Source organism: Stenotrophomonas sp. TWI819, assembly GCF_039673075.1.
Lineage (GTDB): Bacteria > Pseudomonadota > Gammaproteobacteria > Xanthomonadales > Xanthomonadaceae > Stenotrophomonas > Stenotrophomonas rhizophila_B.
On sequence record NZ_JBDJKY010000002.1, the window covers coordinates 161,402 to 185,635 of the forward strand.

At 67.4% G+C, this 24,234-nt stretch carries 24 protein-coding genes and 1 riboswitch; of the genes, 11 read left to right on the forward strand and 13 right to left on the reverse strand.

All coding sequences use genetic code 11. The features are described 5' to 3' along the window. Positions 1-110: 110 nt before the first annotated feature. From ABE463_RS03370 to ABE463_RS03380, 3 genes are read left to right on the forward strand one after another with little or no spacing between them, the layout of a single operon-like run. A complete protein-coding gene (locus ABE463_RS03370; RefSeq protein WP_346467254.1) occupies positions 111-1,232 on the forward strand; it encodes a class I SAM-dependent methyltransferase in 1,122 nt (373 codons plus the stop codon). Further along, positions 1,229-1,933, forward strand: a complete 705-nt coding sequence (locus ABE463_RS03375; protein ID WP_123731283.1) for a pseudouridine synthase — start codon at positions 1,229-1,231, stop codon at positions 1,931-1,933. The genes ABE463_RS03370 and ABE463_RS03375 overlap by 4 nt, the downstream gene beginning before the upstream one ends. Continuing rightward, complete coding sequence (locus tag ABE463_RS03380; protein ID WP_259261722.1) at positions 1,930-2,622, forward strand: HAD family phosphatase; 693 nt, start codon at positions 1,930-1,932, stop codon at positions 2,620-2,622. Before ABE463_RS03375 ends, ABE463_RS03380 begins: the two co-directional genes overlap by 4 nt. Before the next feature lie 98 nt (positions 2,623-2,720). Here ABE463_RS03380 and fabB read toward each other — a convergent pair whose 3' ends face one another. Together fabB and fabA are read right to left on the reverse strand one after the other, a co-directional pair. After that, positions 2,721-3,929, reverse strand: a complete 1,209-nt coding sequence (fabB, locus tag ABE463_RS03385; protein WP_259261723.1) for a beta-ketoacyl-ACP synthase I — start codon at positions 3,927-3,929, stop codon at positions 2,721-2,723. Then, the gene (fabA, locus tag ABE463_RS03390; protein ID WP_070471641.1) at positions 3,929-4,444 is read right to left on the reverse strand and encodes a 3-hydroxyacyl-[acyl-carrier-protein] dehydratase FabA; all 516 of its coding nucleotides are present in this window, start codon (positions 4,442-4,444) and stop codon (positions 3,929-3,931) included. The genes fabB and fabA overlap by 1 nt, the downstream gene beginning before the upstream one ends. A 231-nt stretch (positions 4,445-4,675) precedes the next feature. On the opposite strand from fabA, the gene dinB reads away from it, so the two are divergent. Continuing rightward, positions 4,676-5,758 carry a DNA polymerase IV gene (dinB, locus tag ABE463_RS03395; RefSeq protein ID WP_123731280.1) on the forward strand — a complete coding sequence of 361 codons (1,083 nt, stop codon included), beginning with the start codon at positions 4,676-4,678 and terminating at the stop codon, positions 5,756-5,758. A 301-nt stretch (positions 5,759-6,059) separates the two neighbouring features. Here the strand turns inward: dinB and ABE463_RS03400 are convergent, their stop codons facing one another. Next, positions 6,060-6,983, reverse strand: a complete 924-nt coding sequence (locus ABE463_RS03400) for an MBL fold metallo-hydrolase (protein WP_346467255.1) — start codon at positions 6,981-6,983, stop codon at positions 6,060-6,062. 51 nt (positions 6,984-7,034) lie between these two features. Next, positions 7,035-7,673 (reverse strand): NAD(P)H-binding protein, encoded by a 639-nt coding sequence (locus ABE463_RS03405; protein WP_346467256.1) that lies wholly within the window; start codon positions 7,671-7,673, stop codon positions 7,035-7,037. Positions 7,674-7,769: 96 nt separating this feature from the next. Between ABE463_RS03405 and ABE463_RS03410 the strand changes: the two genes are divergently transcribed. After that, the gene (locus ABE463_RS03410) at positions 7,770-8,672 is read left to right on the forward strand and encodes a LysR family transcriptional regulator (RefSeq protein WP_121042474.1); all 903 of its coding nucleotides are present in this window, start codon (positions 7,770-7,772) and stop codon (positions 8,670-8,672) included. 85 nt (positions 8,673-8,757) lie between these two features. Then, complete coding sequence (gph, locus tag ABE463_RS03415) at positions 8,758-9,414, forward strand: phosphoglycolate phosphatase (RefSeq protein WP_346467257.1); 657 nt, start codon at positions 8,758-8,760, stop codon at positions 9,412-9,414. A 76-nt stretch (positions 9,415-9,490) separates the two neighbouring features. Here the strand turns inward: gph and btuB are convergent, their stop codons facing one another. Further along, on the reverse strand, positions 9,491-11,332 hold the full coding sequence (gene btuB, locus ABE463_RS03420; protein ID WP_346467258.1) for a TonB-dependent vitamin B12 receptor: 1,842 nt from the start codon (positions 11,330-11,332) through the stop codon (positions 9,491-9,493). 123 nt (positions 11,333-11,455) lie between these two features. After that, positions 11,456-11,688: riboswitch (cobalamin riboswitch) on the reverse strand. A 152-nt stretch (positions 11,689-11,840) separates the two neighbouring features. On the opposite strand from btuB, the gene ABE463_RS03425 reads away from it, so the two are divergent. Then, the gene (locus ABE463_RS03425; RefSeq protein WP_346467259.1) at positions 11,841-12,419 is read left to right on the forward strand and encodes a histidine phosphatase family protein; all 579 of its coding nucleotides are present in this window, start codon (positions 11,841-11,843) and stop codon (positions 12,417-12,419) included. 37 nt (positions 12,420-12,456) lie between these two features. On the opposite strand, the gene ABE463_RS03430 is transcribed toward ABE463_RS03425, so the two are convergent. Together ABE463_RS03430 and ABE463_RS03435 are read right to left on the reverse strand one after the other, a co-directional pair. Next, entirely contained in the window at positions 12,457-12,828 is a 372-nt protein-coding gene (locus ABE463_RS03430) for a TfoX/Sxy family protein (RefSeq protein ID WP_346467260.1), read from the reverse strand. After that, positions 12,825-13,307, reverse strand: a complete 483-nt coding sequence (locus ABE463_RS03435; protein WP_346467261.1) for a GAF domain-containing protein — start codon at positions 13,305-13,307, stop codon at positions 12,825-12,827. Before ABE463_RS03435 ends, ABE463_RS03430 begins: the two co-directional genes overlap by 4 nt. A gap of 119 nt (positions 13,308-13,426) precedes the next feature. On the opposite strand from ABE463_RS03435, the gene bioD reads away from it, so the two are divergent. Next, positions 13,427-14,110, forward strand: coding sequence for a dethiobiotin synthase (bioD, locus tag ABE463_RS03440; RefSeq protein ID WP_346467262.1), 684 nt, complete (start codon positions 13,427-13,429; stop codon positions 14,108-14,110). 3 nt (positions 14,111-14,113) lie between these two features. Here the strand turns inward: bioD and ABE463_RS03445 are convergent, their stop codons facing one another. From ABE463_RS03445 to msrB, 4 genes are all read right to left on the reverse strand, one after another. After that, complete coding sequence (locus tag ABE463_RS03445) at positions 14,114-15,544, reverse strand: PLP-dependent aminotransferase family protein (RefSeq protein WP_346467263.1); 1,431 nt, start codon at positions 15,542-15,544, stop codon at positions 14,114-14,116. A gap of 156 nt (positions 15,545-15,700) precedes the next feature. Beyond that, on the reverse strand, positions 15,701-16,444 hold the full coding sequence (gene msrA, locus ABE463_RS03450) for a peptide-methionine (S)-S-oxide reductase MsrA (protein ID WP_346467264.1): 744 nt from the start codon (positions 16,442-16,444) through the stop codon (positions 15,701-15,703). 11 nt (positions 16,445-16,455) lie between these two features. Beyond that, positions 16,456-18,213 (reverse strand): cytochrome c biogenesis protein DipZ, encoded by a 1,758-nt coding sequence (locus ABE463_RS03455; protein ID WP_346467265.1) that lies wholly within the window; start codon positions 18,211-18,213, stop codon positions 16,456-16,458. A gap of 36 nt (positions 18,214-18,249) precedes the next feature. After that, positions 18,250-18,756: a peptide-methionine (R)-S-oxide reductase MsrB gene (gene msrB, locus ABE463_RS03460; RefSeq protein WP_259261736.1), complete on the reverse strand. Its 507-nt coding sequence runs from the start codon at positions 18,754-18,756 to the stop codon at positions 18,250-18,252. A 146-nt stretch (positions 18,757-18,902) separates the two neighbouring features. Between msrB and ABE463_RS03465 the strand changes: the two genes are divergently transcribed. Together ABE463_RS03465 and ABE463_RS03470 are read left to right on the forward strand one after the other, a co-directional pair. Next, a complete protein-coding gene (locus ABE463_RS03465) occupies positions 18,903-19,625 on the forward strand; it encodes a response regulator transcription factor (RefSeq protein WP_346467266.1) in 723 nt (240 codons plus the stop codon). Then, on the forward strand, positions 19,622-21,088 hold the full coding sequence (locus tag ABE463_RS03470; RefSeq protein WP_346467267.1) for a HAMP domain-containing sensor histidine kinase: 1,467 nt from the start codon (positions 19,622-19,624) through the stop codon (positions 21,086-21,088). Before ABE463_RS03465 ends, ABE463_RS03470 begins: the two co-directional genes overlap by 4 nt. A 17-nt stretch (positions 21,089-21,105) precedes the next feature. On the opposite strand, the gene ABE463_RS03475 is transcribed toward ABE463_RS03470, so the two are convergent. Together ABE463_RS03475 and ABE463_RS03480 are read right to left on the reverse strand one after the other, a co-directional pair. Further along, a complete protein-coding gene (locus tag ABE463_RS03475; RefSeq protein WP_346467268.1) occupies positions 21,106-22,551 on the reverse strand; it encodes an ATP-binding protein in 1,446 nt (481 codons plus the stop codon). After that, complete coding sequence (locus tag ABE463_RS03480; RefSeq protein WP_121042503.1) at positions 22,439-23,128, reverse strand: winged helix-turn-helix domain-containing protein; 690 nt, start codon at positions 23,126-23,128, stop codon at positions 22,439-22,441. Before ABE463_RS03480 ends, ABE463_RS03475 begins: the two co-directional genes overlap by 113 nt. Before the next feature lie 334 nt (positions 23,129-23,462). On the opposite strand from ABE463_RS03480, the gene ABE463_RS03485 reads away from it, so the two are divergent. Further along, on the forward strand, positions 23,463-24,074 hold the full coding sequence (locus ABE463_RS03485; protein WP_346467269.1) for a porin family protein: 612 nt from the start codon (positions 23,463-23,465) through the stop codon (positions 24,072-24,074). Positions 24,075-24,234: the final 160 nt, after the last annotated feature.

Consider the following 24,234-nt stretch of genomic DNA (forward strand, 5'->3'; position numbering starts at 1 on the left):
GCCGGTTGGGATGTTGTCAGGGCATCAACAGGACGTTGAATAAACGCAAATCCGGGGCTGGCGGGGCGAACCGGTAGAATGGCGGCCTCTTTTCAAGATGTGCCCTCCGCATGGCTGCCCAGCACGACGCTCCCCTGGAAACCCTGTTCCTGCCGTTCGCCAGTGGCGTGCTGTCCTGGCCGGCCGGCCCCGTGCTGTTCCTGCGCGCCCGCGATGGCGCGCCGCTGCGCGAGCACGCCCAGCCGGCGCAGCTGGTCTGCGAGCAGAGCTTCCGCCCGTTTGCCGATGCCCTGGAAGCCAGCGGCTGGACCGTCCGTGACGAGCAGCAGCTGGCCGGTGATGCCACCCGCTACGCCGTGGTGCTGGTGCTGCCGCCGCGCCAGCGCGAGGAAGCCAAGGCCCTGTTCGCCCGTGCGCTGGCCCTGACCGCCCCGGGCGGGATCGTGGTGGCCTGCCAGCACAACAACGAAGGCGCCCGCTCCGGCGAAGGCGACCTGCAGCAGCTGGCCGGCCTCGGCGGCAAGCTGACCAAGAACCACTGCCGTGCCTACTGGACTGCGCCGCTCAACGGCCAGCACGACGCCGCGCTCGCGCAGCGCTGGGCAACCCTGGACGCGCCGCGCGCGATCCTTGGCGGCCGCTTCCAGAGCCGCCCGGGCATCTTCGCCTGGGACCGCATCGATCCCGCCTCGGCGCTGCTGGTCGAACAGCTGCCGGCCGATCTGGCCGGGCGTGGTGCCGATCTCGGCGCCGGCTTTGGCTATCTGTCCGCCGAAGTGCTGGCGCGCTGCCCGAACGTGAGCGCGCTGGACCTGTACGAGGCCGAAGGCCGCGCGCTGACGCTGGCCCGCGAGAACCTCGCCGCGCTCGGCAAGCCCGCCGCGCTGGCCTATCACTGGCAGGACGTCACCGCCGGGATCGAGGGCGAGTACGACTTCATTGTGACCAACCCGCCGTTCCACACCCCGTCGCGCGCGGATCGCCCCGATATCGGCCAGCGCTTCATCGCCGTGGCCGCGCAGGCGCTGCGCCCGGGCGGTCGCATGTGGCTGGTGGCCAACCGTCACCTGCCGTACGAGCAGATTCTCAACGAGAGCTTCGGCCAGGTGCGTGTGGCGGCCGAGCGCGATGGCTTCAAGCTGATCGAAGCGACCAAGGCCAGCAAGAGCGCCACGCCGGTCCGCACGCCGCGCAGCACCGAGCCGAAGTGGGGCCGCGGAGGCCGCGCATGAAGCTGGTCAAGCTGTTGGCCAACCTGGGCTATGGCAGCCGCAAGCAGGTGCAGGGGATGTTCCGCGCCGGCCTGATCACCGATGCCGAGGGCGAGGTGCTGTACGCCGATGACGCGGTCGCGCACGAGGCGATCCGGGTCGAGGGCGAGCCGCTGGACCCGCCGCAGGGGCTGACCCTGCTGCTGCACAAGCCGCGTGGCTACACCTGTTCGACCAAGGACAAAGGCCGGCTGATCTACGATCTGCTGCCGCCGCGTTACCGCGACCGTGCGCCGGTGTTGTCCTCGGTGGGCCGCCTGGACCGTGACACCAGCGGCATGCTGCTGATGACCGACGACGGTGCGCTGCTGCACCGGATCGTGTCGCCGAAGTCGCGCTTGGACAAGGCGTACGAGGTCACCCTGGCCGAAGACCTGCGCGGCGATGAAACCGCGCGTTTCGCCAGCGGCGGCCTGCTGCTGGAATCGGACGACAAGCCTTTGCTGCCGGCCGAGCTGCACGTGAACGGCCCGCGCCAGGCGCAGCTGGTCCTGCACGAAGGCCGCTACCACCAGGCCCGCCGGATGTTCGCGGCCGTCGGCAACCACGTCGAGGCGCTGCACCGCAGCCGTATCGGCGGGCTGTCGCTGGGCGAGCTGCCTGAAGGTGAGTGGCGCATGCTCGATGCGGCCGATCTCGAGACGCTGTTCAACGTTCCATGACGGCCTTCGCCGCGCTGCCGTTCCTGCCCGACGCCGTCATCTTCGACATGGACGGCCTGATGATCGACAGCGAGCGCGTCTCGATCGCGTGCTGGTCGCAGGCGGCGCAGGAGCTGGCGCTGCCGTTCCCGGCAGGGTTCTGGCTGCGCATGGTGGGCCTGGGCGACCGCGACTGCGAGCGCCTGCTGCTGCAGACGGTCACTGCCGAGCAGGTCGCCGCGCTGTTCGCGCGTTGCCACGATCTGTACGAAGCGCGCACGCAGCAGGGTCTGCCGCTGCGCCCCGGCATCCTGGAGATCCTGCAGCTGCTGCACGAGCATGGCGTTCCACGTGCGGTGGCGACCTCCACCCGCCAGCCGCGTGCCTCGCGCAAGCTGGCGGCGGCCGGGCTGCTGCCGTTCTTCGAGGTGGTGGTGACCAGCAGCGATGTCGCGCATCCCAAGCCCGCCCCGGACATCTACCTGCTGGCGGCGCAGAAGCTGGGCAAGGACCCGGCGCGCTGCCTGGCGCTGGAAGATTCCCCAGCCGGTATCCGCGCGGCCGTGGGTGCGGGCATGACCGCCATCCAGGTGCCGGACCTGGTGCATCCGGATGAAGAACTGCGCGCGCTGGGGCATCGCATCGTGGATTCGCTGCTGGATGCACGGGCGTTGTTGATGCCGCTGCTGCCGGTGACCGGCGCGCGGTGATATCCCGCCCGGCTCGCCGATACACCGGGCATTGATCGCGTGCACCACGAAAAAGCCCGGCACATGGCCGGGCTTTTTCGTATATACCGCAGCTGCACTCAGAGGCGGCTGAACACCAACGCCGCATTCGTGCCGCCAAAGCCGAAGCTGTTGGACATCACGGTGTTCAGCTGTGCCGGCTGGGTCTGCTGCACGATCGGGAAGCCTTCCACCAGCGGGTCCAGCTCGCCGATGTTGGCCGAGCCGGCGATGAAGCCATCGCGCATCATCAGCAGGCAGTAGATCGCTTCGTGCACGCTTGCCGCACCCAGCGAGTGGCCGGACAGCGCCTTGGTCGAGGACAGCGGCGGAATGCTCTCGCCGAACACTTCACGCACCGCCTTCAGCTCGGTGACGTCGCCCAGCGGGGTCGAGGTGCCGTGCGTGTTGAGGTAGTCGATCGGGGCGGTGATGTGCTCCATCGCCATGTTCATGCAGCGCACCGCGCCTTCACCGGACGGGGCGACCATGTCGGCGCCATCGGAGGTGACGCCGTAACCGACCAGCTCGGCATAGATGCGCGCGCCACGGGCCACGGCGTGGTCGTAGTCTTCCAGCACCAGCATGCCGCCGCCACCGGCGATGACGAAGCCGTCGCGGTCCTTGTCGTACGGGCGCGAGGCCGAGGCGGGCGTGTCGTTGAAGCGGGTCGACAGGGCGCCCATCGCATCGAACATCACGCTCATCGACCAATGCAGGTCTTCACCGCCACCGGCGAACATCACGTCCTGCGCGCCATGACGGATCAGATCCGCGGCGGCACCAATGCAATGCGCGGAGGTGGCGCAGGCGGCCGACAGCGAGTAGCTCAGGCCCTTGATCTGGAACGCCGTGGCCAGGCACGCCGACACGGTGGAGCACATCGTGCGCGGCACCATGTAGGGGCCGACCTTGCGCACGCCACGGGCGCGCAGGATGTCGGCCGATTCCACCTGCCACTGGCTGGAGCCGCCACCGGAGCCGGCGATCAGGCCGGTCCGCGGGTTGGCGACCTGCGCCTCGTCCAGGCCGGCATCGGCGATCGCATCGCGCATGGCGATGTACGCATACGCCGAGGCATCGCTCATGAAGCGCTTCACCTTGCGGTCGATCTGCGCATCCAGGTCCAGCTCGATGTTGCCGCCGACATGGCTGCGCAGGCCGGCTTCGGCATGATCGGGCAGGTGGCGGATGCCGGCGCGGCCTTCACGCAGTGCAGTGGACACGGTGTCCAGATCGTTGCCCAGGCACGAGGTGATGCCCATTCCGGTAATGACGACGCGACGCATCAGAAGTTCTCAGTGGAAGTGAACAGACCTACACGCAGGTCTTTGGCAGAGTAGATTTCGCGACCGTCCACCAGCATGCGGGCGTCGGACTGTGCCATCACCAGCTTGCGGTTGATGACGCGCGAGATGTCGATTTCGTAGGTGACGCGCTTGGCGCTCGGCAGCACCTGGCCGGTGAATTTCACTTCACCGCAGCCCAGGGCGCGGCCACGGCCGGGCGCACCGATCCAGGTCAGGAAGAAGCCGGTCAGCTGCCACATGGCATCCAGGCCGAGGCAGCCGGGCATGACCGGGTCGCCGAGGAAGTGGCAGTCGAAGAACCACAGGTCAGGGCGGATATCCAGTTCCGCGCGTACCATGCCTTTGCCGTGTGGGCCGCCGTCCTCGCGGATATCGGTGATGCGATCGAACATCAGCATCGGATCATTGGGCAGGCGGCCGCTGCCCGGGCCGAACAGTTCACCGCGGGCGCTGGCCAGCAGCTGGTCGCGCGAGAACGCGTTGAGACGAGTCATGGAAAACGCAATCCTGAGGAAGTTGTCATCGGGGTGAGCCGACCACAGGTCGACTGCTCTTGCATGAAGCAAGTACTCAAGAGTGCATGAGAAAAAGTGATTCAATCAAACGTTTTAACCGTACGCCGCCGTAGTGTTTTCAGGTTCAAAAACGCATGTTGTTGTTATCCAACAACCATACTGCGGCGTGTGGCTGTAATCTTGTTCATCTGAATTCGAGTGCCAACGCCCGTGTCCCGCCCCCGCAAGATCATTCACGTCGACATGGATGCGTTTTACGCGTCCGTGGAGCAGCGTGACGACCCTTCGCTGCGGGGCAAACCGGTGGTGGTGGCGTGGCGGGGCATGCGCTCGGTGGTGTGCGCGGCCTCGTACGAAGCGCGGGTGTTCGGGGTGCGTTCGGCGATGCCGGCGCTGCGCGCGGAGCGGTTGTGTCCGGATGCGGTGTTCGTGCCGCCGGATTTCGCCCGCTACAAGGCGGTGTCACGGCAGGTGCGCGAGATTTTCCTGCGGCATACGGATCTGGTGGAACCGTTGTCGTTGGACGAGGCGTATCTGGATGTGACCGAGCACAAGGGCGGGATGACGGTGGCGACGGAGATCGCGCAGATCATCCGCGCGCAGATCCGCGAAGAGACGCAGTTGACCGCCTCGGCCGGGATCGCACCGAACAAATTCCTGGCCAAGATCGCCTCGGATTGGCGCAAGCCGGATGGGCAGTTCGTGGTGCCGCCGCATCGCATCGAGCAGTTCCTGACGCCACTGCCGGTGAACCGTGTGCCGGGCGTGGGCAAGGTGATGGCGGCGAAGCTGGCCGAGCTGGGCGTGGCGACGGTGGGTGATCTGCGTGCGCTGCCGCTGGAGGAACTGGAGGCGCGGTTCGGGACGTTTGGTGGACGCTTGTTCAATCGTGCGCGCGGTGTGGATGAGCGGCCGGTGGAGCCGGATCAGCCGGTGCAGTCGATTTCGTCGGAGGATACGTTCGCCGAGGATCTGTTGTTGGAGGATCTGGCGCCGGCGATCGTGCAGTTGGCGGAGAAGACGTGGCTGGCGACGCGCAAGACGGACCGGGTGGGGCATACGGTGGTGTTGAAGTTGAAGACGTCGCAGTTCCGGATCATTACGCGCAGTTTTACGCCGGAGTCGCCGCCGGATTCGGTGGAGGAACTGCGCGATATTGCGTTGGGGTTGCGGGCGCGGGTGGAGTTGCCGTTGGAGACGCGGTATCGGTTGGTGGGGGTGGGGTTGGGGGGATTCCGGGAGCGGGAGGTGGTTCGCCAGCCGGGGTTGTTTGATCATCTTGGTGATGTGTAGCTGGGCGGTATTCGTCCGCGTTTCTTGCCGTTTTCTTGATCTGTTCAAGTGTTGACGGCAACGGCAACGGCAACGGCGGATGCGCTGGTGTTCGGGTGATGAGGGTTTGGGACGACGCGGGTGGGGTACCGGGACCCGCTGCAAGTACGTCCCTGTAAGCTCGTGTGTTGCCATCCATGGCAACACACGGTCCCGATACCCCACCCGCGCCGTCCCTCCGACACTGGGTCGGTGCGCAGAGGGGAAACGCGTCGTGCGTTTCGAGATTCGCGAATGACGTTTGGTTTCTACGGATGCGTCATTACGGCCACTGCATTTCACCCTTGGCGACCTTCGCGCTCAGTTCCAGTGAACTCTCGCCCGCCAGATTCGGATAGCGTTTTTTCATCGCGGCGATGAGTGCGTTGGCATCTTTTCTGCGTGCGGTTTCTTCGTCGAACGCGCGGATGTAGTCGGCGGTGAAATCCACGGCGCTGATGTCCAGGGCGGCATCGGCTGCGTAGTGGCCGGGGATGACGCGGGTGGGGTTCAGGGCTTTGATCGTGGCCAGTGTCTGTAGCCAGTGCGCGTGCGATTGGGCGCTTTGGGTGTCGGCCATCCAGACGTGTTCGCCGGCGACGATGGGGATGCCGCCGAGGAGGGTGCGCAGGGCGGGGATCCACAGGACGGTGCGGTCCGGGGTGGGGCCGGTGAGGCCGATGATCTTGATCGGTTGGCCTTCCAGGGTGAGGGTATCGCCGTCCAGTGGGGCGGGGATGACGATGCGGTTCGGCTTGCCTGCGCCCATCTGGGGGCCCCAGTAGGCGAGTTTGGCGGCCTGGGTGGCGTTGATGTGGGCGACGGTGGCGGGGGTGGCGAGGATGCGGGCGTCGGGGAAGGCGTCCTGCAGGGTGGCCAGGCCGAAGTAGTAGTCGGGGTCGCCGTGGCTGATGTAGATCGTGGTCAGGCGTTTGCCCGAGTCACGGATGCGCTGGACCAGCTGCGCGGCATCGGTGGCGGCGAACTGGGCATCCACGAGGATGGCGTCGTGGCGGCCGGTGATCAGGGTGGAGGAGACCGCGAACAGGGCGTCGTCGCCGGGGTGGTACGGCTGCACCGCGAGGGGAGCGGACTGCGCGGGTGCGTTCGCGGCGGGGCGGGCGTGGCTGGTGGCCGGGGTGAGGGCGGTGAGGCCGGTGATCAGGGCGAGGCTGAGGGCCAGGGTGGTGCGGGAGAGCGTGGGCATGGGGGCGGTTCCATCCAGGGCCCCGGCGGGGATCGCCGGGGCGGGCAGGGCTCAGTACGCGACGGTGGCGATCTGGCGCAGGTATTGCGGGGTTTCGATTTCGCTGACGAAGGCGTCGGCGTAGTCGGCGTAGCTGATCCGGCTGTGGCCGTCATCGCCGACCAGGAAGTTCTTCGCCTGGGTGCGGAAGCCGCCGCGCTGTGGGCCGGGGCCGATTTCTGCGGCCGGGGAGTAGAAGGTCCAGTCGAGGTCGTCGACGGCGCGCAGCTGCTTCAGCGTCTCGCGGGCGGCCAGGGCGACCGGCTTGTAGGCGTCGGGGAAGCCCTCGGTGTCCACCAGTTGCACACCCGGGGCAACTTCCAGGCTGCCGGCGCCACCGACCATGATGAAGCGGGGCACGCCGGCTTGGCGCGCCGCGGCGACCAGGGCGGCACTGGTGGTGGTCACCGTGGTCGGGTCATCGCCCGGGCGCGGGCCGAAGGCGCTGGCCAGGACGTCATGGCCGGCGATCACGGCGGCCAGCGCGTCGGTGTCATCCAGCGCGGCCACGGCCAGCTGGGCGCCGTCCAGTTCCGCCGGGAGGTCGGTCTCACGGCGCACGATGGCGGTGACCTGGTGGCCGCGGGAGAGGGCCTGACGGGTGATTTCACGGCCGATGTTGCCGGTGGCACCAACGAGAGCAATTTTCATGGGGGAGGTCCGTTGAGGAAGGAAGCCCAGCGTATGCCTCTGGAATCGAACGAAAAACCGCGTATAACGGCCTAATTTGTTGCACGGATCGATCAAATGGACCGGATGACGGCCATGAACGTGTTCGTCGAGGTGGCCGAGCGTGGCAGCCTGACCGCTGCGGCCGAGGCGCTGGAGATGTCGCGGGCGATGGTGACGCGCTATCTGGCCGAGGTGGAGCGGTGGCTGGGCGCGCGTCTGCTGCACCGGACCACGCGCCGGATCAGCCTGACGGGGCCGGGAGAAGCGGCGCTGCTTCGCTTCCGGCAGATGCTGGCGATCGGCGATGAACTGCACGCTGAGCTGGCCACTGACAACCCCGAGCCACACGGGCTGATCCGGGTGACCGCGAGTGTTTCTTTCGGGCAGCTCCACCTGGCCGCGGCGGTGGCCGAGTTCGTCAAACGCCATCCGCTGACGCGGGTGGAACTGCTACTCGTCGATCGGGTGGTGAATCTGGTGGAAGAGCGGGTGGACATCGCCGTACGCATCTCGCGCGCGATCGACCCGAGTCTGATCGCGCGCCATCTTGGGCCGTGCCGGTCGGTGTTGTGTGCGGCGCCGTCGTACGTGGCCGAGCGCGGTGCGCCGGGTACGGCCGATGCACTGGCCGCGCATAACTGCCTGACCCACCACTACGTCGGCAAGAGTGTGTGGCACCTGCAGCGCGACGGACGGCAGATCGCGGTGGCGGTGGGTGGCAACATCAGCGCCAACGAAGCATCGTTGCTGCTGGAAGCCGTACGCGCCGGGGCGGGTATCGCCATGTTGCCGATGTACCAGATCGCGCCGCTGCTGCGTTCGGGCGAGCTGGTGGCCGTGCTGCCCGACTACACGGTGGAGACGCTGGGGCTGCACGCCGTGTACGCCTCGCGCCGGCAGCTGCCGACAATCATGCGCAGCTTCCTGGATTTCCTGGTGGAGCGTTTCAGTAGCCCGCAGTTCCTGGCGCTGCTCTGAGTGCCTGGGGTCAACGGCGCATGAGCAGAGCCGTGGCGGTGCCGCCGTACAATGGGGCTCCCACGTCGTTGAAGTGAGTGTCGTCTTGTCGTATCCGTATCCGTATCCGTTGGTGGTGTTCGATCTGGATGGCACGCTGGTGGACAGCGCGGCCGATATCGCCGAAGCGCTGAACCGCACGCTGCAGGACTGGCAGTTGCCGCGCGTGCCGGAGGCGACGGTGTTGACGTGGATCGGTGATGGCGTGCGGCGGCTCGTCGAGCAGGCGTTTACCGCGGCTGGCAGCGATATCGATCTGGACGAGGTGATGCCCGGTTTCATGCGGCACTATGAAGCGTGCCTGTTGCGCAGCCCGCGCTTGTTCGATGGCGTGAGCGAGACGTTGGCCGCCTTGCACGAACGTTCGGTGACGCTGGCGATCTGCACCAACAAGCCGTCCGCGCTGGTGGCGCCGTTGCTGCAGCATTTTGGTCTGCAGGACGTGTTCGCACTGGTGCTGGGTGGGGATTCCCTGCCGGAGCGCAAGCCGAGTGGTGCGCCGTTGCGGCACATCGCGGCGCACTTCGACGTGGCCGTCGAGGCCGCATTGATGGTGGGCGATTCGATCACCGATTACCGCGCTGCGGTGGACGCAGGCATGCCGGTGGCGCTGGTACGCTATGGGTATCCGCGTGGGCTGGATCTGGACCACGTCGAGGCGGTTGCCGTGGTGGATGATCTGCGGGAATTGCTGGTGTTGTAAGGCGTTCGAGCGTGTGCCGACCAACGGTCGGCACCTGCCGAGGGTGGGACGGCGGCAGTGCCGCCGTCCAGATCCCTTATTTCGGCTGGTAACGCACGCTCAGGCGGTACTCGCGGCCGGGCTGGTTGTACCAGGCGACGGTTTCGTAGTCGCGGTCGAACACGTTGCTGACCCGGCCCAGTACGGACCAATCACGGGTCAGCGCGTATTCCAGGCGCAGATCCACGGTGCCATAGCCGCCCAGGCGCACGGTGTTGGCCGCATTGTCGTACCGCTTGCCGGCGCCGTTGGCGGTGAGGCCGGCGCGGAAGTCGCCGAAGCGGCGATCGACGTCCAGACGCGCGGTGTTCTGTGCGCGGCGCGCCAGCCAGTTGTCGAACTGTGCGCTGCCGTCGGTGCGGTTGCGCGGGTCGGTGTGGCTGAGCTGTGCGTTGAGGTCGAACCCGGCGACGGTGATCGCACCGGTCAGCTCGGCGCCGCGGATGCGGGCTTTCTCGACCTGCGACATCATGAAGGTGGTTGCGTCGTAGGTGATCAGGTCATCGATGCGCGTTTCGTATACGTCCAGGCCCCAGCGCCAGCCGTCACCCTGCTGGGCGATGCCGATGTTCGCGCTCTTGGATTTTTCCGGGTCCAGGGTCGGCACGCCGCTCCACGGATCGTAGAGGTCGCTGAAGGTCGGGGCCTTGAACGCGGTGCCGTAGCTGGCGTTGAGGCGGAACCCGCTGCCCAGCTCCAGGCCCCAGCCGAGGCTGCCGGTGGTGTGGTTGCCGAACTGCTCGTTGTCGTCGTTGCGCACGCTGGCCTGCAGGTGGTGCGCGCCGAAGCGGCCCTGGTACTGCGCGAACACGCCGGTGTTGTCGCGGCTGTCCACCAGATAGCCGGCACTGCTGCCATCGAGGTTGTCCTGGCTCCAGTCCACGCCGGCGCTCAGCAGCTGGCCATCGGCGATGCCGATGTCGGCCTGCACCGAGGCACTGTCGCGGTGGGTCTGTGCATTGCCCAGCCAGGTATCACCGTTGTAGTTGTCCGATTCGTTGTCGGCGCGGCCGACGTTCACGGTCAGGTTGAAACGCTCGCTCGGCGTGTAGCGCACCTTGCCGCCGAGCACCTGCTGCAGGGTCTCGGAGTAGTTGTAATAGCCGTCGTAGTGGTTCTCGCCTTCGGCACGCAGCGCGGTGCCTTCCAGGCTCAGCGTGTCGGCCAGCGCATAGCCGCCGCGCAGGCTCATCGACAGGTTGCGGTAGCCGTCGCGGTCGGGCTCATCGGCACCGCAGCCAGCGAAGGTAGCGGCGTCGCCGCGGCAGGCGTTGATGCCATCGGTGTGCTGGTAGGCGATGTCGGTGCCGAACCAGCCACGCTCCCCGCTGCCGCCGAAGCCACCGCTGGCCTCGCGCAGGCCGTTGCTGCCGCCACCAAGCTGCAGGTGCGGCGCGAACTGGCCGGCGTTGCGGCGGGTGAAGATCTGGATCACGCCACCGATCGCATCGGCGCCGTACAGGCTGGACTGCGGGCCACGCACGATTTCGATGCGTTCGATCTGCGCCAGCGGCAGGTCCTGGATCATCGCCAGGCCGAGGTCGCCGGTGTTGATGCGCACGCCATCGACCAGCACCAGGGTGTGGGCCGAGTTGGTGCCGCGCAGGAACAGCGAGCTCTGCTTGCCCAGGCCGCCGCTGTTGTTGAGGTTGATGCCGGCACGGCCGCGCAGCAGATCCTGCAGCGACGGTGCCTGGCTGCGCTCGATCTCGGCGCGGTCGATCACCTGCGCCGGTGAGATGCTGTCTTGCAGGGCGATCGGGGTGCGCGTGGCGGTGACCAGCACCTGGTCCAGCGCGGTGGCGTCGTCCTGTGCGGAGACCAGCAGGGGCAGGGCCGACAGAACGGCCAGGGAAAGAACGCGGGTTTGCAGCTTCATCGATGACTCCATGCACCGCGCACGCCCGCGCGGCAAGGGGTGGGGATGATCACGCTGCAGGGAGGTTCGACGGTGGGCGGGCGCACGCAGGCGCCTGCTTGCCGCCGCCATGCCCGCCGCATCGCAACCAGTCGTCTTCCAGGCCGGTCTCCGGGCTCGCGGGTCGATGGCCGTGCCATCGTGCCAGGCGCCTTCCCATGCCGGAGCACAGTGGCGTATTGCCTGGTGTTTCCACGCTTACCGTTGCGGGGGCAGCGCCGGAGTGGCGGCGTGGCACAGGGCCCGACGCGTCACCGGCTTCCCGTTTCAACCTGGCGGCATTGCAGCCCCAGGTCACCTGAAAGTGGGCGCAGTCTAAGCCATCGGCCGGGCCCATGGAGCGCACCGGTTAGAATGCGCCTCGCTTTTTCGATGTGATCTCCATGACCCCAACGTGGTTGCAGCACCCCGGCACCGACGCCCGTGACCCGCACCGGCCGGCCGCAGCGGGCAGCAGACGGGGCGCGGCATGATTCTCGATCTGATCCGCCACGCCAGCACCAGCCGCGACGACCATCTTGATGGCCGCACCGATCCGCCGCTGCACGAGGGTGCGACCGAGGCCCTGTGCGCGCGCTACGCCGGGCTGTCCTGGCAGCGTGTGCTGTCCTCGCCACGGCAGCGAGCGCTGTTGACCGCCGAGGCATTGGCCTTGCCCCACGCGGTGGACGTGGAGGCCGATGAGGAATGGGAAGAACTGGATTTTGGCGACTGGGACGGGCTCGCGCTGGAGGCGCTGCCGATGGCTGCGCTGTCAGCCTTCCATCTGGACCCGCATGCCAATCCACCGCCGCATGGCGAAAGCTGGGGCCATTTCGAGCGGCGCATCGCGCGCGGCCTGCATCGGTTGCTGGATGACCCTGAGCCGGTCCCGACCCTGATCGTCAGCCATGGCGGTCCGCTGCGGATGGTGCTGTCGCAGGTGTGCGGCCTGCCGATGGCGATGTGCTGGGCGCTGCGCATTGATCACGGCACACGGCTGCGCCTGCGCGTGGAGCGCGAGGATGAGCGGCTGTGGGGCGAGCTGCTGGAGCTGCAGCAGCTATGAAGCGCGCGGGTACCGACGGTGTGTCGGTACGCGTGGATCAGCGGTTGTCGTCATCCATCTCGAACGGCGGTGCTTCGTCGCCGTCATCATCGCGATGCTCCACGGTGCGGTCGTAGACCGGGCCGGAGGCGGGCGGCGCCTTCTTCAGCGGCTGGTCGGCGATGATCGCTTCATACTCGGCCACCAGTATGGTGCGGCGCGCCTCCGGCAGTTCCTGCCAGTGGCAGTCCTGCAGTGCACCCTCCAGCGAGTAGAGCAGGTTCAAGCTGGGCTTGAAGCCGGCGCGGCGCACTTTGACGAAGGCACCGACCGCGCCGACCGCCACCAGATCTTCCGGCGTACGCAGACCGACCTGGCGCAGCCATGCTGCGCTCTTCGGGCCGATGTTGCGCAGCTTGACGCCACTCATCCCAATGCCTCGATGAACACCGCGGCGATGGCTTCCAGCCCGGCCTGGTCCTCGGCATCGAAGCGCGCCAGCGAGGGGCTGTCCAGATCGAACACGCCGACCAGCTCGCCGTTGTGGACCAGCGGCACGACCAGTTCCGAGCGCGAGGCCGAGTCGCACGCGATGTGACCGGGGAACGCATCGACGTCTTCAATGCGCTGGGTCACCCGCTGCGAAGCCGCGGCGCCACACACGCCCTTGTCGAGTGGAATGCGCACGCAGGCGGGCAGACCCTGGAACGGGCCGACGACCAGCTCCTTGCCGTCGAAGAAGTAGAAGCCGACCCAGTTCAGGTGCGGCAGGGCGTGGTAGACCAGCGCCGACAGGTTGGCCGCATTGGCGATGCGGTCGCGCTCGCCATGCACCAGGGCGCGGGCCTGGGCCAGCAGCTGGCCGTACTGTTCCGGCTTGCTGCCGGTGAGCGTGGAGGTATCGAACATGGCCGCAGTCTACCAAGCGCGGCGGTTGCTTGCCCCCGGGGCTGGCGGAACGCAGCGGACCGCACCGCAATGCTGCCGGGAGGGCGGATAATGACGCGATTCCGCTCCCGGTCGTTCCCATGTCCCTGCCTGCGCCGCGCCCTGCCGCCCTGTTCGTCACCGGCACCGATACCGGCATCGGCAAGACCTTCAGCAGCTGTGTGCTGCTGCATGCCCTGCGCCGCCACGGCGGCTCCGCAGTGGGCATGAAGCCGGTCGCCAGTGGCTGCGAGCGCACGCCCGAAGGCCTGCGCAACGAGGATGCCACGGCCCTGCTGGCCGCCAGCATGCCGATGCCCGCGTATGACGACCTCAACCCGTTCGCGCTCGAGCAGCCGCTGGCGCCGGAGATCGCTGCCGCCGAGGCTGGCGTGCAACTGTCGCTGGCGCCGATCGAGGCCGCCTTCGCGCGCCTGCGCGCCAGCGCGGACACGGTGGTGGTCGAGGGCGTCGGCGGCTGGCTGGCGCCGCTGTCGGCCACGCTGGACCAGAGTGATCTGGTGCACGCGCTGGCGCTGCCGGTGGTGATGGTGGTCGGGCTGCGGCTGGGCTGTCTCAACCATGCGCGGCTGACTGCCGAGGCGATCGCGGCCCGTGGCGCGCGCTGCATCGGCTGGATCGCCAATGAGGTGGACCCCACCATGGCACGCCGCGACGAGAACGTCGCACTGCTCACCGCGCGGCTGCCGATGCCGTGCTGGGGGCGCCTGCCGTATGCGCCCGGCGCGGACCCGGCCCGCCTGGCGGACCGGCTGGTGTTCTGAGCGTCAGCCGCCTGCGCGCACCTGCAGCGCGCTGGCGAGCCGGCCGACCGTGGCAATCGCGCCGGCGAAGCGCTCGTCCAGTTCCTGGCAGCACGACAGGCGCAGGCAATGCCGGTAGCGTGCACCGCGCGAATACACCTGGCCGGGCATGAACACCACGCCCTCGGCCAAGGCCTGCTCGAACAGCTCTCCGACATCGATCGCGGCGGGCAGTTCCACCCACAGCAGGAACCCGCCGGTCGGCTGGGTGGCCGACGTGCCAGGCGGGAAGTGCTGCGCGATCAGGCCACGCACATGACTGACCTGATCGCTGTAGAGCCGACGCAACTCCCGCAGATGATGCTCGTAGTTGCCCGCTTCCAGGAACGCGGCAACCGTGTCGCCGAGCAGGCGTGATTCGGCACCGGAGGAGTGGAACTTCAGCAGCTGGATATCGGCGGCGAAGCGGCCACCGTCAAGCCAGCCGATGCGGTAGTCCGGTGCCAGCGTCTTGGAGAAGCCGCTGCAGACCATGATCCAGCCATCGCGGTCAAAGCTCTTGGCCAACGGCTCCAGCGGTTCCTTGAACTGCAGTTCGGCGTAGACCGCGTCTTCGATCAACGGCACCTGGTAATGGTTCACCAGCGCGGCAAGGCGCTGCTTGTTCGGCACCGGCATGCTGCCGCCGAGCGGATTGTGCACGGTCGGCATGGCCATGATCGCGGCGATGCCGCCGGCGGCGAGCAGCGCTTCCAGTGCGTCCAGATCGAGTCCGTCGCGCGGATGGGTGGGTAGCTCGATCGCGCGCAGGCCCAGGCTGCGCAGCAGCGGGTAGATGTTGAAATACGAGGGCGCTTCGATCGCCACCGCATCGCCGGGTTGGGTCACCACGCGCAACGCCAGTTGCAGGGCTTCCATCGCGCCATGCGTGAGCACCAGCCGGTCCGTGGTGGTGTGCAGCCCCAGCCGTGGCCCACGCTGCACGATCTGGGTCAGCAGCCGTGCCGCACCGTTGGGACGCGCGTAGGTCTCCACCGTGGTGGCGGCCCGGCGCAGTACCTGCGCGGTGGTGCGTGCCAGCTGCGCACCGGGATAGAAACGCTTGCCACGCGGGCCGGCGAACGCCAGATCGACGATGTCCGGTTGCTGCTGTGCGGCCAGCACGCGCGCCATCATCGCGTGCTGCGCGGGTGCGGTCGGAGGTGAGGGTGCCTGCCGCAGCGACTGTGTCGGTTCGGGCAGGCGTGGGCTGACCACGAAGCCGGCCTTCGGCCGCGGCAGCACCAGCCCGGCATCCTCCAGCTGCCGATAGGCGGCGATCACCGTGTTGAGGCTGAGGCTGCGCTGCGTCGCCAGGCCGCGCAGCGAGGGCAGGCGGGTGCCCACCGGCAGCCGTCCGCTGCGGATCGCATCGGCCATTTCATCGGCCAGGGATTGATAGAGGTTGCTCGCCATCGGTCTGTGCATCCACGGGCATCTGTAACCGTGCGGATGCCAGTCATCTGCATCTGTACCCGCCTCAGGACGCAGCCTACCATGGCCGTGATGACTTCCCTCGCGCACGGCAGAGCGATGTGTGCCGTGCGTCTTTTCTTTTTGTTCCCCGCGTGATCAGCGCGCCGAAATGGAGGTACTCACCAGGCGCGGCTGCTCGCGGTACAGGGCCGGATACTGCTGCTTCAGTGCGGCCACCTTGGGCAGGTCGTTGATCCGGATGTACAGCGAGTCCGGATGCAGCGTGAGGTAGTTCTGGTGATACCCCTCGGCGGCGAAGAACGGCTTGCCACCATCGACCTGGGTCACCACCGGCGCGGCGTAGGTCCTGGCCTGCTGCAGCTGGGCGATATAGGCGCGGGTGGCATCGCGCTGCGCCGCGTCGTCGGCATAGACCGCCGAGCGGTACTGCGTGCCACGGTCCGGGCCTTGCCGGTTGAGCTGGGTCGGATCATGCGCCACCGAGAAGAACACCTGCATCAGCTGGCCATAGCTGACCTGCGCCGGATCGTAGGTGACCTGCACCGCCTCGGCATGGCCGGTACCACCGCCGCCGACGCGCGGGTAAGTGGCATTCGCCGCACTGCCGCCGATGTAGCCGGAGAGCGCGTTGTCCACGCCCTTGATGTGCTGGAACACGCCCTGCACGCCCCAGAAGCAGCCACCGGCGAACACCACCTGGGCGCGCTTCACGCCGGGTTGGCGCAGGTCTGCCTTGCCGGTAGGCGCAGGCACGGCCACGGTCGTGGCGGCGGCAGCATGTGCCGGCCGATCAAGGCCGACCACCACCACGCTGGCGGTGAGTGCCGCGATGGCGACAGCGATGCCGCCTGCAACGAGTTTGTCGACTGCGATCTTCATGCGATAGCTCCTCACCCAAACGTAAAGGCGTAGGCGTGCACGCCGGGATCGAGGAACTCGATCTCGAAGGTGCGCTCCTGCACGGCGCCGGACTGGCGGATCAGCTGATACAGACGGTTTTCATCCACGCGGCCCTCGCCGTCGGCGGAGATGTCTCCACCAGCCGCAGCGCCGGGTGCCTGCCCGTCGATGCGCACGCGGAACCGGACCGGCTTGCCGTCCTCGCCCGGTGCCAGCACCAGGTGCAGGTCACGTGCATGGAAGCGGAAGGCGATACCGCCGCCGCGTGTCTCCAGCCGGGCGTCTTCGTTGCCCACGGTCCAGCGTCCGGCCAAGGCCCACTGGTTGTGTAGAAGCGTGGCAGGCACGGTGTAGTCGGCAGGCTGGTCCTGGCGTTGGCCACCGGGGGAGGCGAAGTTCTCGGCACGCGCATGGCCGAGGTAGGTCTCCGGTGATTTGAGGTTGCTCATGTCGGCCTGGCGCGCCACGCCGTCCAGCGTCATCGCGACCGGTGCATCGTCACCGGGCAGGGTGTTGCCGGCCTCGCGCAGCAGCTGGCGGATGATCTGCTCGGACTGCGCGTAGTTGCCCTCGCCGAAGTGATGCGCGCGGATCCGGCCCTGCGCATCGATGAAGTAATGCGCCGGCCAGTACTTGTTGTTGAAGCCGCGCCAGATGGCGAAGTCGTTGTCGATCGCGACCGGGTAGGTGACCTTCAGGTCCTTCACCGCCCGCTGCACGTTGGTCAGATTGCGCTCGAAGGCGAACTCCGGCGCGTGCACGCCGATCACCACCAGCCCGTGGTCGCGATAGCGCTCGGCCCACTCACGCACGTAGGGCATCGCGCGCAGGCAGTTGATGCAGGAGTAGGTCCAGAAATCGACCAGCACCACCTTGCCGCGCAGCGCCGGTGCATCCAATGGCGGGCTGTTGAGCCAGCCGGTCGCACCGGCCAGCGAGGGCAGGGTGCCCTCCACCGGCAGCGGTTGCCCGGGGGCACCGGCGGTGCTCATCATCGCCGCGCCGGCAACGGGCTGCTGCCCTGGCAGCACGTCGAGCAGGCCCTGCTCCAGCTTGGCGGTGCTGACCGTGGACAGCCGGGTCAGCACGCCGGTATCCCAGCCCATCGCGATGGCGACCACCGCCAGCAACGCGGCGATGCCGAGCCCGCGGCGCACCCACTCGCCCACGCCAAGGCGGCGCTTGAGCGCGGCGAACACCCGCCCGCCGATCCAGATCGCCAGGGCCAGCGAGGTGGCCGCGCCCAGTGCATAGGCCAGCAGCAGCCCGCTGGTGCCGACGCTGGCGCCCTGCAGCGCCGCGCCGGTGAGGATCAGGCCGAGGATCGGCCCCGCGCACGGCGCCCACAGCAGGCCGGTGGCGATGCCGATCAGCAGCGAGGTGCCCACGCCCCCCCGCCCCGCGTCACTGGCCGCATCGGCCGTGGCGCTCAGCCGCGCGCCCAGCCGCTGGAACGGCGACAGCAGGCGGTCGGCCAGCGCCGGCCACAGCAGTGCGAGTGCGAACACCGCCATCACCACCAGCGCGATCCAGCGCCCGATCTGGTTGGCCTGCGCCACCCATTGGCTGCTCACCGCCGCCAGGCTGGCGACCACGGCGAACATCAGGGCCATGCCGATCAGCAGCGGTAAACCACTGCGCAGGAACGGGCGGTCCGAGCGGGCGAACACGAACGGCAGCACCGGCAGGATGCAGGGGCTGAGGATGGTGAGCACGCCACCGAGGTAGGCCAGCACGAGCAGAAGCATGGAGAGGTCCTTCTATGACGCAGGGGAGTGCGGCGCTCAGGCCGCGACGAAAGTCATGGCCACGCCGTTCATGCAGTAGCGCAGGCCGGTGGGGCGCGGGCCGTCATCGAACACGTGGCCGAGATGACCGCCGCAGCGCCGGCAGTGCGCTTCGACACGGACCATGCCCAGGGTGGTATCGCGGTCTTCGCCGACGGCATCGTGCAGCGGCGCCCAGAAGCTGGGCCAACCGGTGCCGCTGTCGAACTTGGTGGAGGAGGAGAACAACGGCAGCGCGCAGCCGGCACAGCTGAAGGTGCCACGCCGATGCTCTTTGTTGAGGGGGCTGCTGAACGGACGCTCCGTGCTCTGCCGGCGCAGCACGCTGTACTGGGCAGGCGTGAGCTGTTCGCGCCACTGCGCATCGCTGCGCATGACCTCGAACGAGCGTGCGGGGGCGGCGGGCGCCGCCGGGGCAGGGTTGCTGCAGGCAGTCAGGCCAAACAGACCGGCGGCGGCCGTCATGCCACCCATTCCAAGCACTTTGCGACGTGTGAAGCGCATGACCGATCTCCGGGCACGGGGACGATGCGGCCATGCTGCGCCCGGCCCGGTCAACGAATCCTCACGCAGGGTTAAATTTTCCGTGACACATTCAGGTCGCGATCCGTCGACAATGCCGCCATGCCCTCCTGCCGCCCCCTGAGCCGATGAGCAGTGCCAAGCGTGTCCTGATCGTCGAAGACGATGTCCACATCGCCAATCTGCTGCGCATGCACCTGCGCGATGAAGGCTATGAGGTCACCCATGCCGCCACCGGCGACGAGGGCCTGGCCCTGCTGGAGGCGCAACCGTGGAGCGCACTGGTGCTGGACCTGATGCTGCCCGGCGTGGACGGCCTGGAGATCTGCAAGCGTGCCCGCGCGATGACGCGCTACACCCCGATCATCATCACCAGTGCGCGCGCCAGTGAAGTGCACCGCATTCTCGGTCTGGAACTGGGTGCGGACGATTACCTGGCCAAGCCCTTCTCGATGCTGGAGCTAGTGGCACGCGTGAAGGCGCTGCTGCGCCGTGTCGAGGCCATGGCCCAGAACGCACGCATCGATGCCGGCGAGATCGAGGTGGCCGGGCTGCGCATCGACCCGGTCGCCCGCACGGCGATGGTGGAGGGACGACCGCTGGAACTGACCCCACGCGAGTTCGACCTGCTGTACTTCTTCGCCCGTCATCCGGACCAGGTCTATTCGCGGATGGACCTGCTCAACCAGGTCTGGGGTTACCAGCACGACGGCTACGAGCACACCGTCAACACCCACATCAACCGGCTGCGCAACAAGATCGAGCGCGATGCGGCCAACCCGCAGCGTATCCAGACAGTATGGGGGCGCGGCTACAAACTGGTCGATGGCAACGAAGGGGCAGGCGCATGATCCGGCTCACGTTGTCCCAGCGCTTGTCGGCCGTCTTCTTCGCATTGCTGTTGCTGTGCGGCGGTGCGCTGCTGTGGATCCAGATGCGCAGCACCACCGTGCATGAGCAGGAAACCGTGCAGCGTCTCTCGCGCGGGCTGGCCGAGCACATCGCGCGTAGTGGCGAGCTGATGGATGGCCGCGGCATGCGCAATGGCGAAGTGCGTGCGCTGTTCGGCAAGCTGATGGCGGTCAACCCGAGCGTGGAGGTGTACCTGCTCGACGACCAGGGCCGCATCCTTGGGCACGACGCGCCGGAGGGGCATCTCAAACGGGCCCAGGTCGATCTGGCCCCGGTGCAGGCGCTGCTGCGCGATGAGCCGTTGCCGATCCTCGGCGACGACCCCCGTAGTGCGACCGGCCGCAAGGTGTTCAACGCGGCGCCGCTGTGGGTGCAAGGCCGGCAGGCCGGGTACATCTACGTGGTGCTGGTCGGCGAGCAGCGCGAAGCGCTCGCCGCCAATATCGCGGCCAACAGTACGCTGCGCACCACGTTGTGGTCGCTGGCGATCGTCGCCATGGTGGGGCTGCTGGCTGGTCTGGTCGCGTTCCGCTGGGTGACCCGCCCGTTGCGCCAGCTGACCCGGCGCATCCAGTCCTTCGATGTGGATAGCGCTACCCCGGACGCCGCGCCGCCACCGGCACCGGTGCGTCCCGGCGAGCGCGACGAACTGGCGATCCTGCAGCACAGCTTCGGGCACATGGCCCAGCGCCTGGGCGAGCAGTGGCAACAGTTGCGCCAGCAGGATCTGCAACGGCGCGAACTGGTCGCCAACATCTCGCACGATCTGCGCACGCCGCTGTCGTCGCTGCACGGCTACCTGGAAACCCTGGCGCTCAAGGACGCCACGCTCAGCGCCGACGAGCGCCAGCGCTATCTGTCCATTGCCCTGTCGCAGAGCCACAAGGTTGGCCGGCTTGCCCAGGCACTGTTCGAGCTGGCTCGCCTTGAACACGGCGGCGTGGTGCTGGACCGCCAGACCTTCTCGCTGCCCGATCTCGTGCAGGACGTGTTCCAGAAGTTCGAGCTGGCCGCGCAGTCGCGCCGGCAGACGTTGAGTGCCGACATTCCGCCTGGGTTGCCGCCGGTGGTTGCGGATCTGGCGTTGATCGAGCGGGTGCTGACCAACCTGCTCGACAACGCCATCCGCCACACGCCCGAAGGTGGCCGTATCGCGGTGACGCTGCACGCGGCCAGTGGCGAGGTGCAGATCGGCATCGCCGACAGTGGGCCGGGCATCGCCCCGGAGAGGCGCGACACATTGTTCACCGCCATGCCGGCACTGGGTAGCCAGCGTCCGGACAGCGGCGGGCTGGGCCTGCTGATCGTGCATCGCATCCTGCAGCTGCACGCCCGTGACATCCGTCTGCTGGAGAGCCGGGAAGGGGCGTTGTTCGTGTTCTCGCTGCCGGCCACGCGCTGAGCGCCGGCGGAAGCGCGTCAGGCATCTGGCAGCAACAGCCGGAACCTTGCACCGCCGAGAACCGAGTCGCAGACGTCCGCGCGGCCACCGTGTTTGATGGCGATGATATGGACCAGGGCCAGCCCCAGTCCGAAGCCATCGGGGTGCCGCTGCAGCTGCACGTACGGCTGGAAAATGCGTTCGCGGTCTGCCGGGGCGACGCCAGGTCCGTCATCGTCCACGGCGATGACCACCCATTGCTCGACCGTGGATGCGCTTACCACCACCTCGCTGGCCGCATGGCGGCACGCGTTGCCGATCAGGTTGCCCAGTGCCAGCAGCAGCGCATCGCGGTTGGCGACGAGGGTGCGTTGATGCGAGGGCAGGAAGCGCAGGCGCCGCACCCTGCCGCCGGGCGGAAGACGCTGGTCGAGCGCGTCGAACACCTCGGCAACCTCCAACCGTTGGGTGCTGATCCGCAGGCTGCGCCCGAACTGCGCATAGGTCACGCCAGCCGAGGCAAGTTGCTCCAACCGGGTGACATCGGCTTTCAGACCTTCGAGCAGCTCAGTGCCTTCCGGGTCCTCGTCACCTACCTGCATCATGGCCAGTGCGAAACGCATCCGCGCCAGCGGGGTGCGGGTTTCGTGCGCAACCGCCTGGGACAGGATCCGCTGCCCTTCCATGACGTCCTGCAGTTGGGTGGCCATCCTGGACAACGCTTCGCGCAGGGGTCGCACCAGGTGCGTGCCGACCGCCGGTGCACCGACGGCGAGGTCGCCCTGCTGTATCGCCAGCGCCATGTGGCCCAGCGCATAGACATCACGCCAGAGCCGATACACCAGAAAATAGAGCGGCAGTGCGATGGCGATGACGAAAATGCCGACCATTACCAGCGTGTCCACGCTCGGGCTGTCGTACCAGGCGACATCGGCCTTGTCGGGTTTGGAGAAATCGCCCAGCACCAGCACCTCGCTGGAGCCAGGCAGCCGCTGATAGCTGAAATGAGCATCGTCGGTCACCACGAGTCCCCCCTGTTCGAGATGTTGCAGCGATTGGGGATAGAGCGTGTGCGGTGCCTCGGCCATTGGTATCACGCGCACTGGGTAGGCGAACTGCGTCTGCAGCAGCCGGGTCAGTTGCGGCCACTGCGCCTGCGGGGTATCGGCATAGCGAGCCTGCAGGAGATGATGGATGCCTTGCAGCTGTGTGCGGATCTGCTGGTCTTCGCCCTGCTCGGTGAGCGCGGCCCATAGGTACAGTCCGGAGCCGATAAGGATGAGGTAGGCCAGTACGAAGCCCAGGCAATAGCGCAGGAAGAGGCGGAAATGCCCGGCGTGGTGAATGGCCGTACCAGAGGACGCCATCGGGTCAGTCCCACCCGGCCCGGTTGAACAGATAGCCCTTGCTGCGGATCGTTTTGATGCGATCCGGCACCTCGCCCAGGTCGCCGAGCTTGCGGCGCAGCCGTGAGATGCGGGCATCGATCGAGCGATCCAGTCCGTCGAATCCGATGCCGCGCAGGTCGCGCAACAGATCGTCCCGGCTGAGTATCGTTCCGGCGCTCTCGGCCAGGCACAGCAGCAGATCGAATTCGGCCGTCGTCAATTCGATGCGTTTGGACTGCAGGGTCACCTCGCGGATATCGCGCTCGATGCGCAGCTGCCCGAAGCACAGCGTCGGCCGGGTCTGTCGTTGGCCGCTGTCGCGACGCAGATGCGCGCGGATACGTGCCAGCAGCACGCGCGGCTCGATCGGCTTGCCGATGTAATCGTCGGCACCCAGCTCAAGCCCCAGGACCTGATCGATATCATCGGTACGGGCGCTCAGCATGCATATCACGCCGGGATAGCGGGGACGCAGCGCTGCGCACACCGCAAAGCCATCGATGCCCGGCAGGGTCACGTCGAGCAGCACCACGGCCGGATCCAGCGCAGGAATCCGCTCCACGGCACGCTCGCCAGTGAGTTCATGCAGTACGTCATAGCCGTGTCTGGCCAGATAGCCGCTCACCAGCCTGCCCAGACGCTCGTCATCCTCCACCAGTACGATATCGACCATCGCTGCATCGCCTGCCTGACCTGACGCGATCGTAAAGCAGTACGGCAAGGCATCGCCCGTCACACGCAGTGCGGTGGGCCGTTCGTGAGCCGTGGTGCCGCCACGCTGAAACAAAGGACGTCAATTGGTGCAGACAACGACTGCCCGTGGCGTATACAGCAGCTTCAGTGGTGCGGCGATGGATCCGGGACGGACACTGCTGCGGTGTCGCATTCTGCACGTTGTCACGCGCGGTTACACACAGTCGACAACGGTTTCGACAGGCACACGCGCACGCCACTGACATGCGGCCGGCAGGGATCCACGCTGTGTACTCCCAACCACGGAGTCACCCATGTACATCAAGCGTTCCCTCATTGCCCTGTCGCTCGCCCTGGTCGCCACCACCGCCCACGCTTCTTCCCCTGATCGCGAAGGTGCCTATGTTTACGGTGGTATCGGCAAGACGCACCTCAAGTCGAAGACCCCTGCAGCAGACGTGGTGCCCGGTGAAAAGCGCAAGCAGAGCGATTCGGGGACCAGCTACGCCAGCGGCGCCGGATATCGCTTCGGGCCATTCCTGGCCGCAGAAGCTTCGTTCGAGAACACACTCAAGAACAGCCGCAGCAAGGACGTGTCGCGACTGACGAACCGCTCGCTCAATGTCGGCGGGCTTGCATTGCTGCCGATTGGCGACCGTGTCGAAGTGTTCGGCAAGGCAGCGGTCGGCAGTCGCCAGCAGAGCTTGGCCCCGCCCAAGAACGCGGTGGGCGATACCAAGCGAATCCGCCAGAGCAAGTTCGGCGTCACGCCCAGCGTCGGCGCCAACGTGTACCTGACCGAGGCACTTGCCGTGCGTGCGGAGTACAGCATTCCACAGTCGGTCAACAAGAAGGTGACGCAGGCCGCGGGGGACGAAAAAATGCGCCTGAACACCTGGAACGTGGGTATGTCCTACCGCTTCTGATTCGAGCGACCGCCGCCGATCCGTGCGGATCGGTGGCGGCTTCCCAAAGTGAGCGGGTGCAGTGCCGCGCGCTCACATCCCGGTAGGAGAAAGACCCATGAGTGGTATCTGTGGCGCGGTCCTGCGTCCTGGACGGTGCGCAGCGGAACTGTCGCAGCAC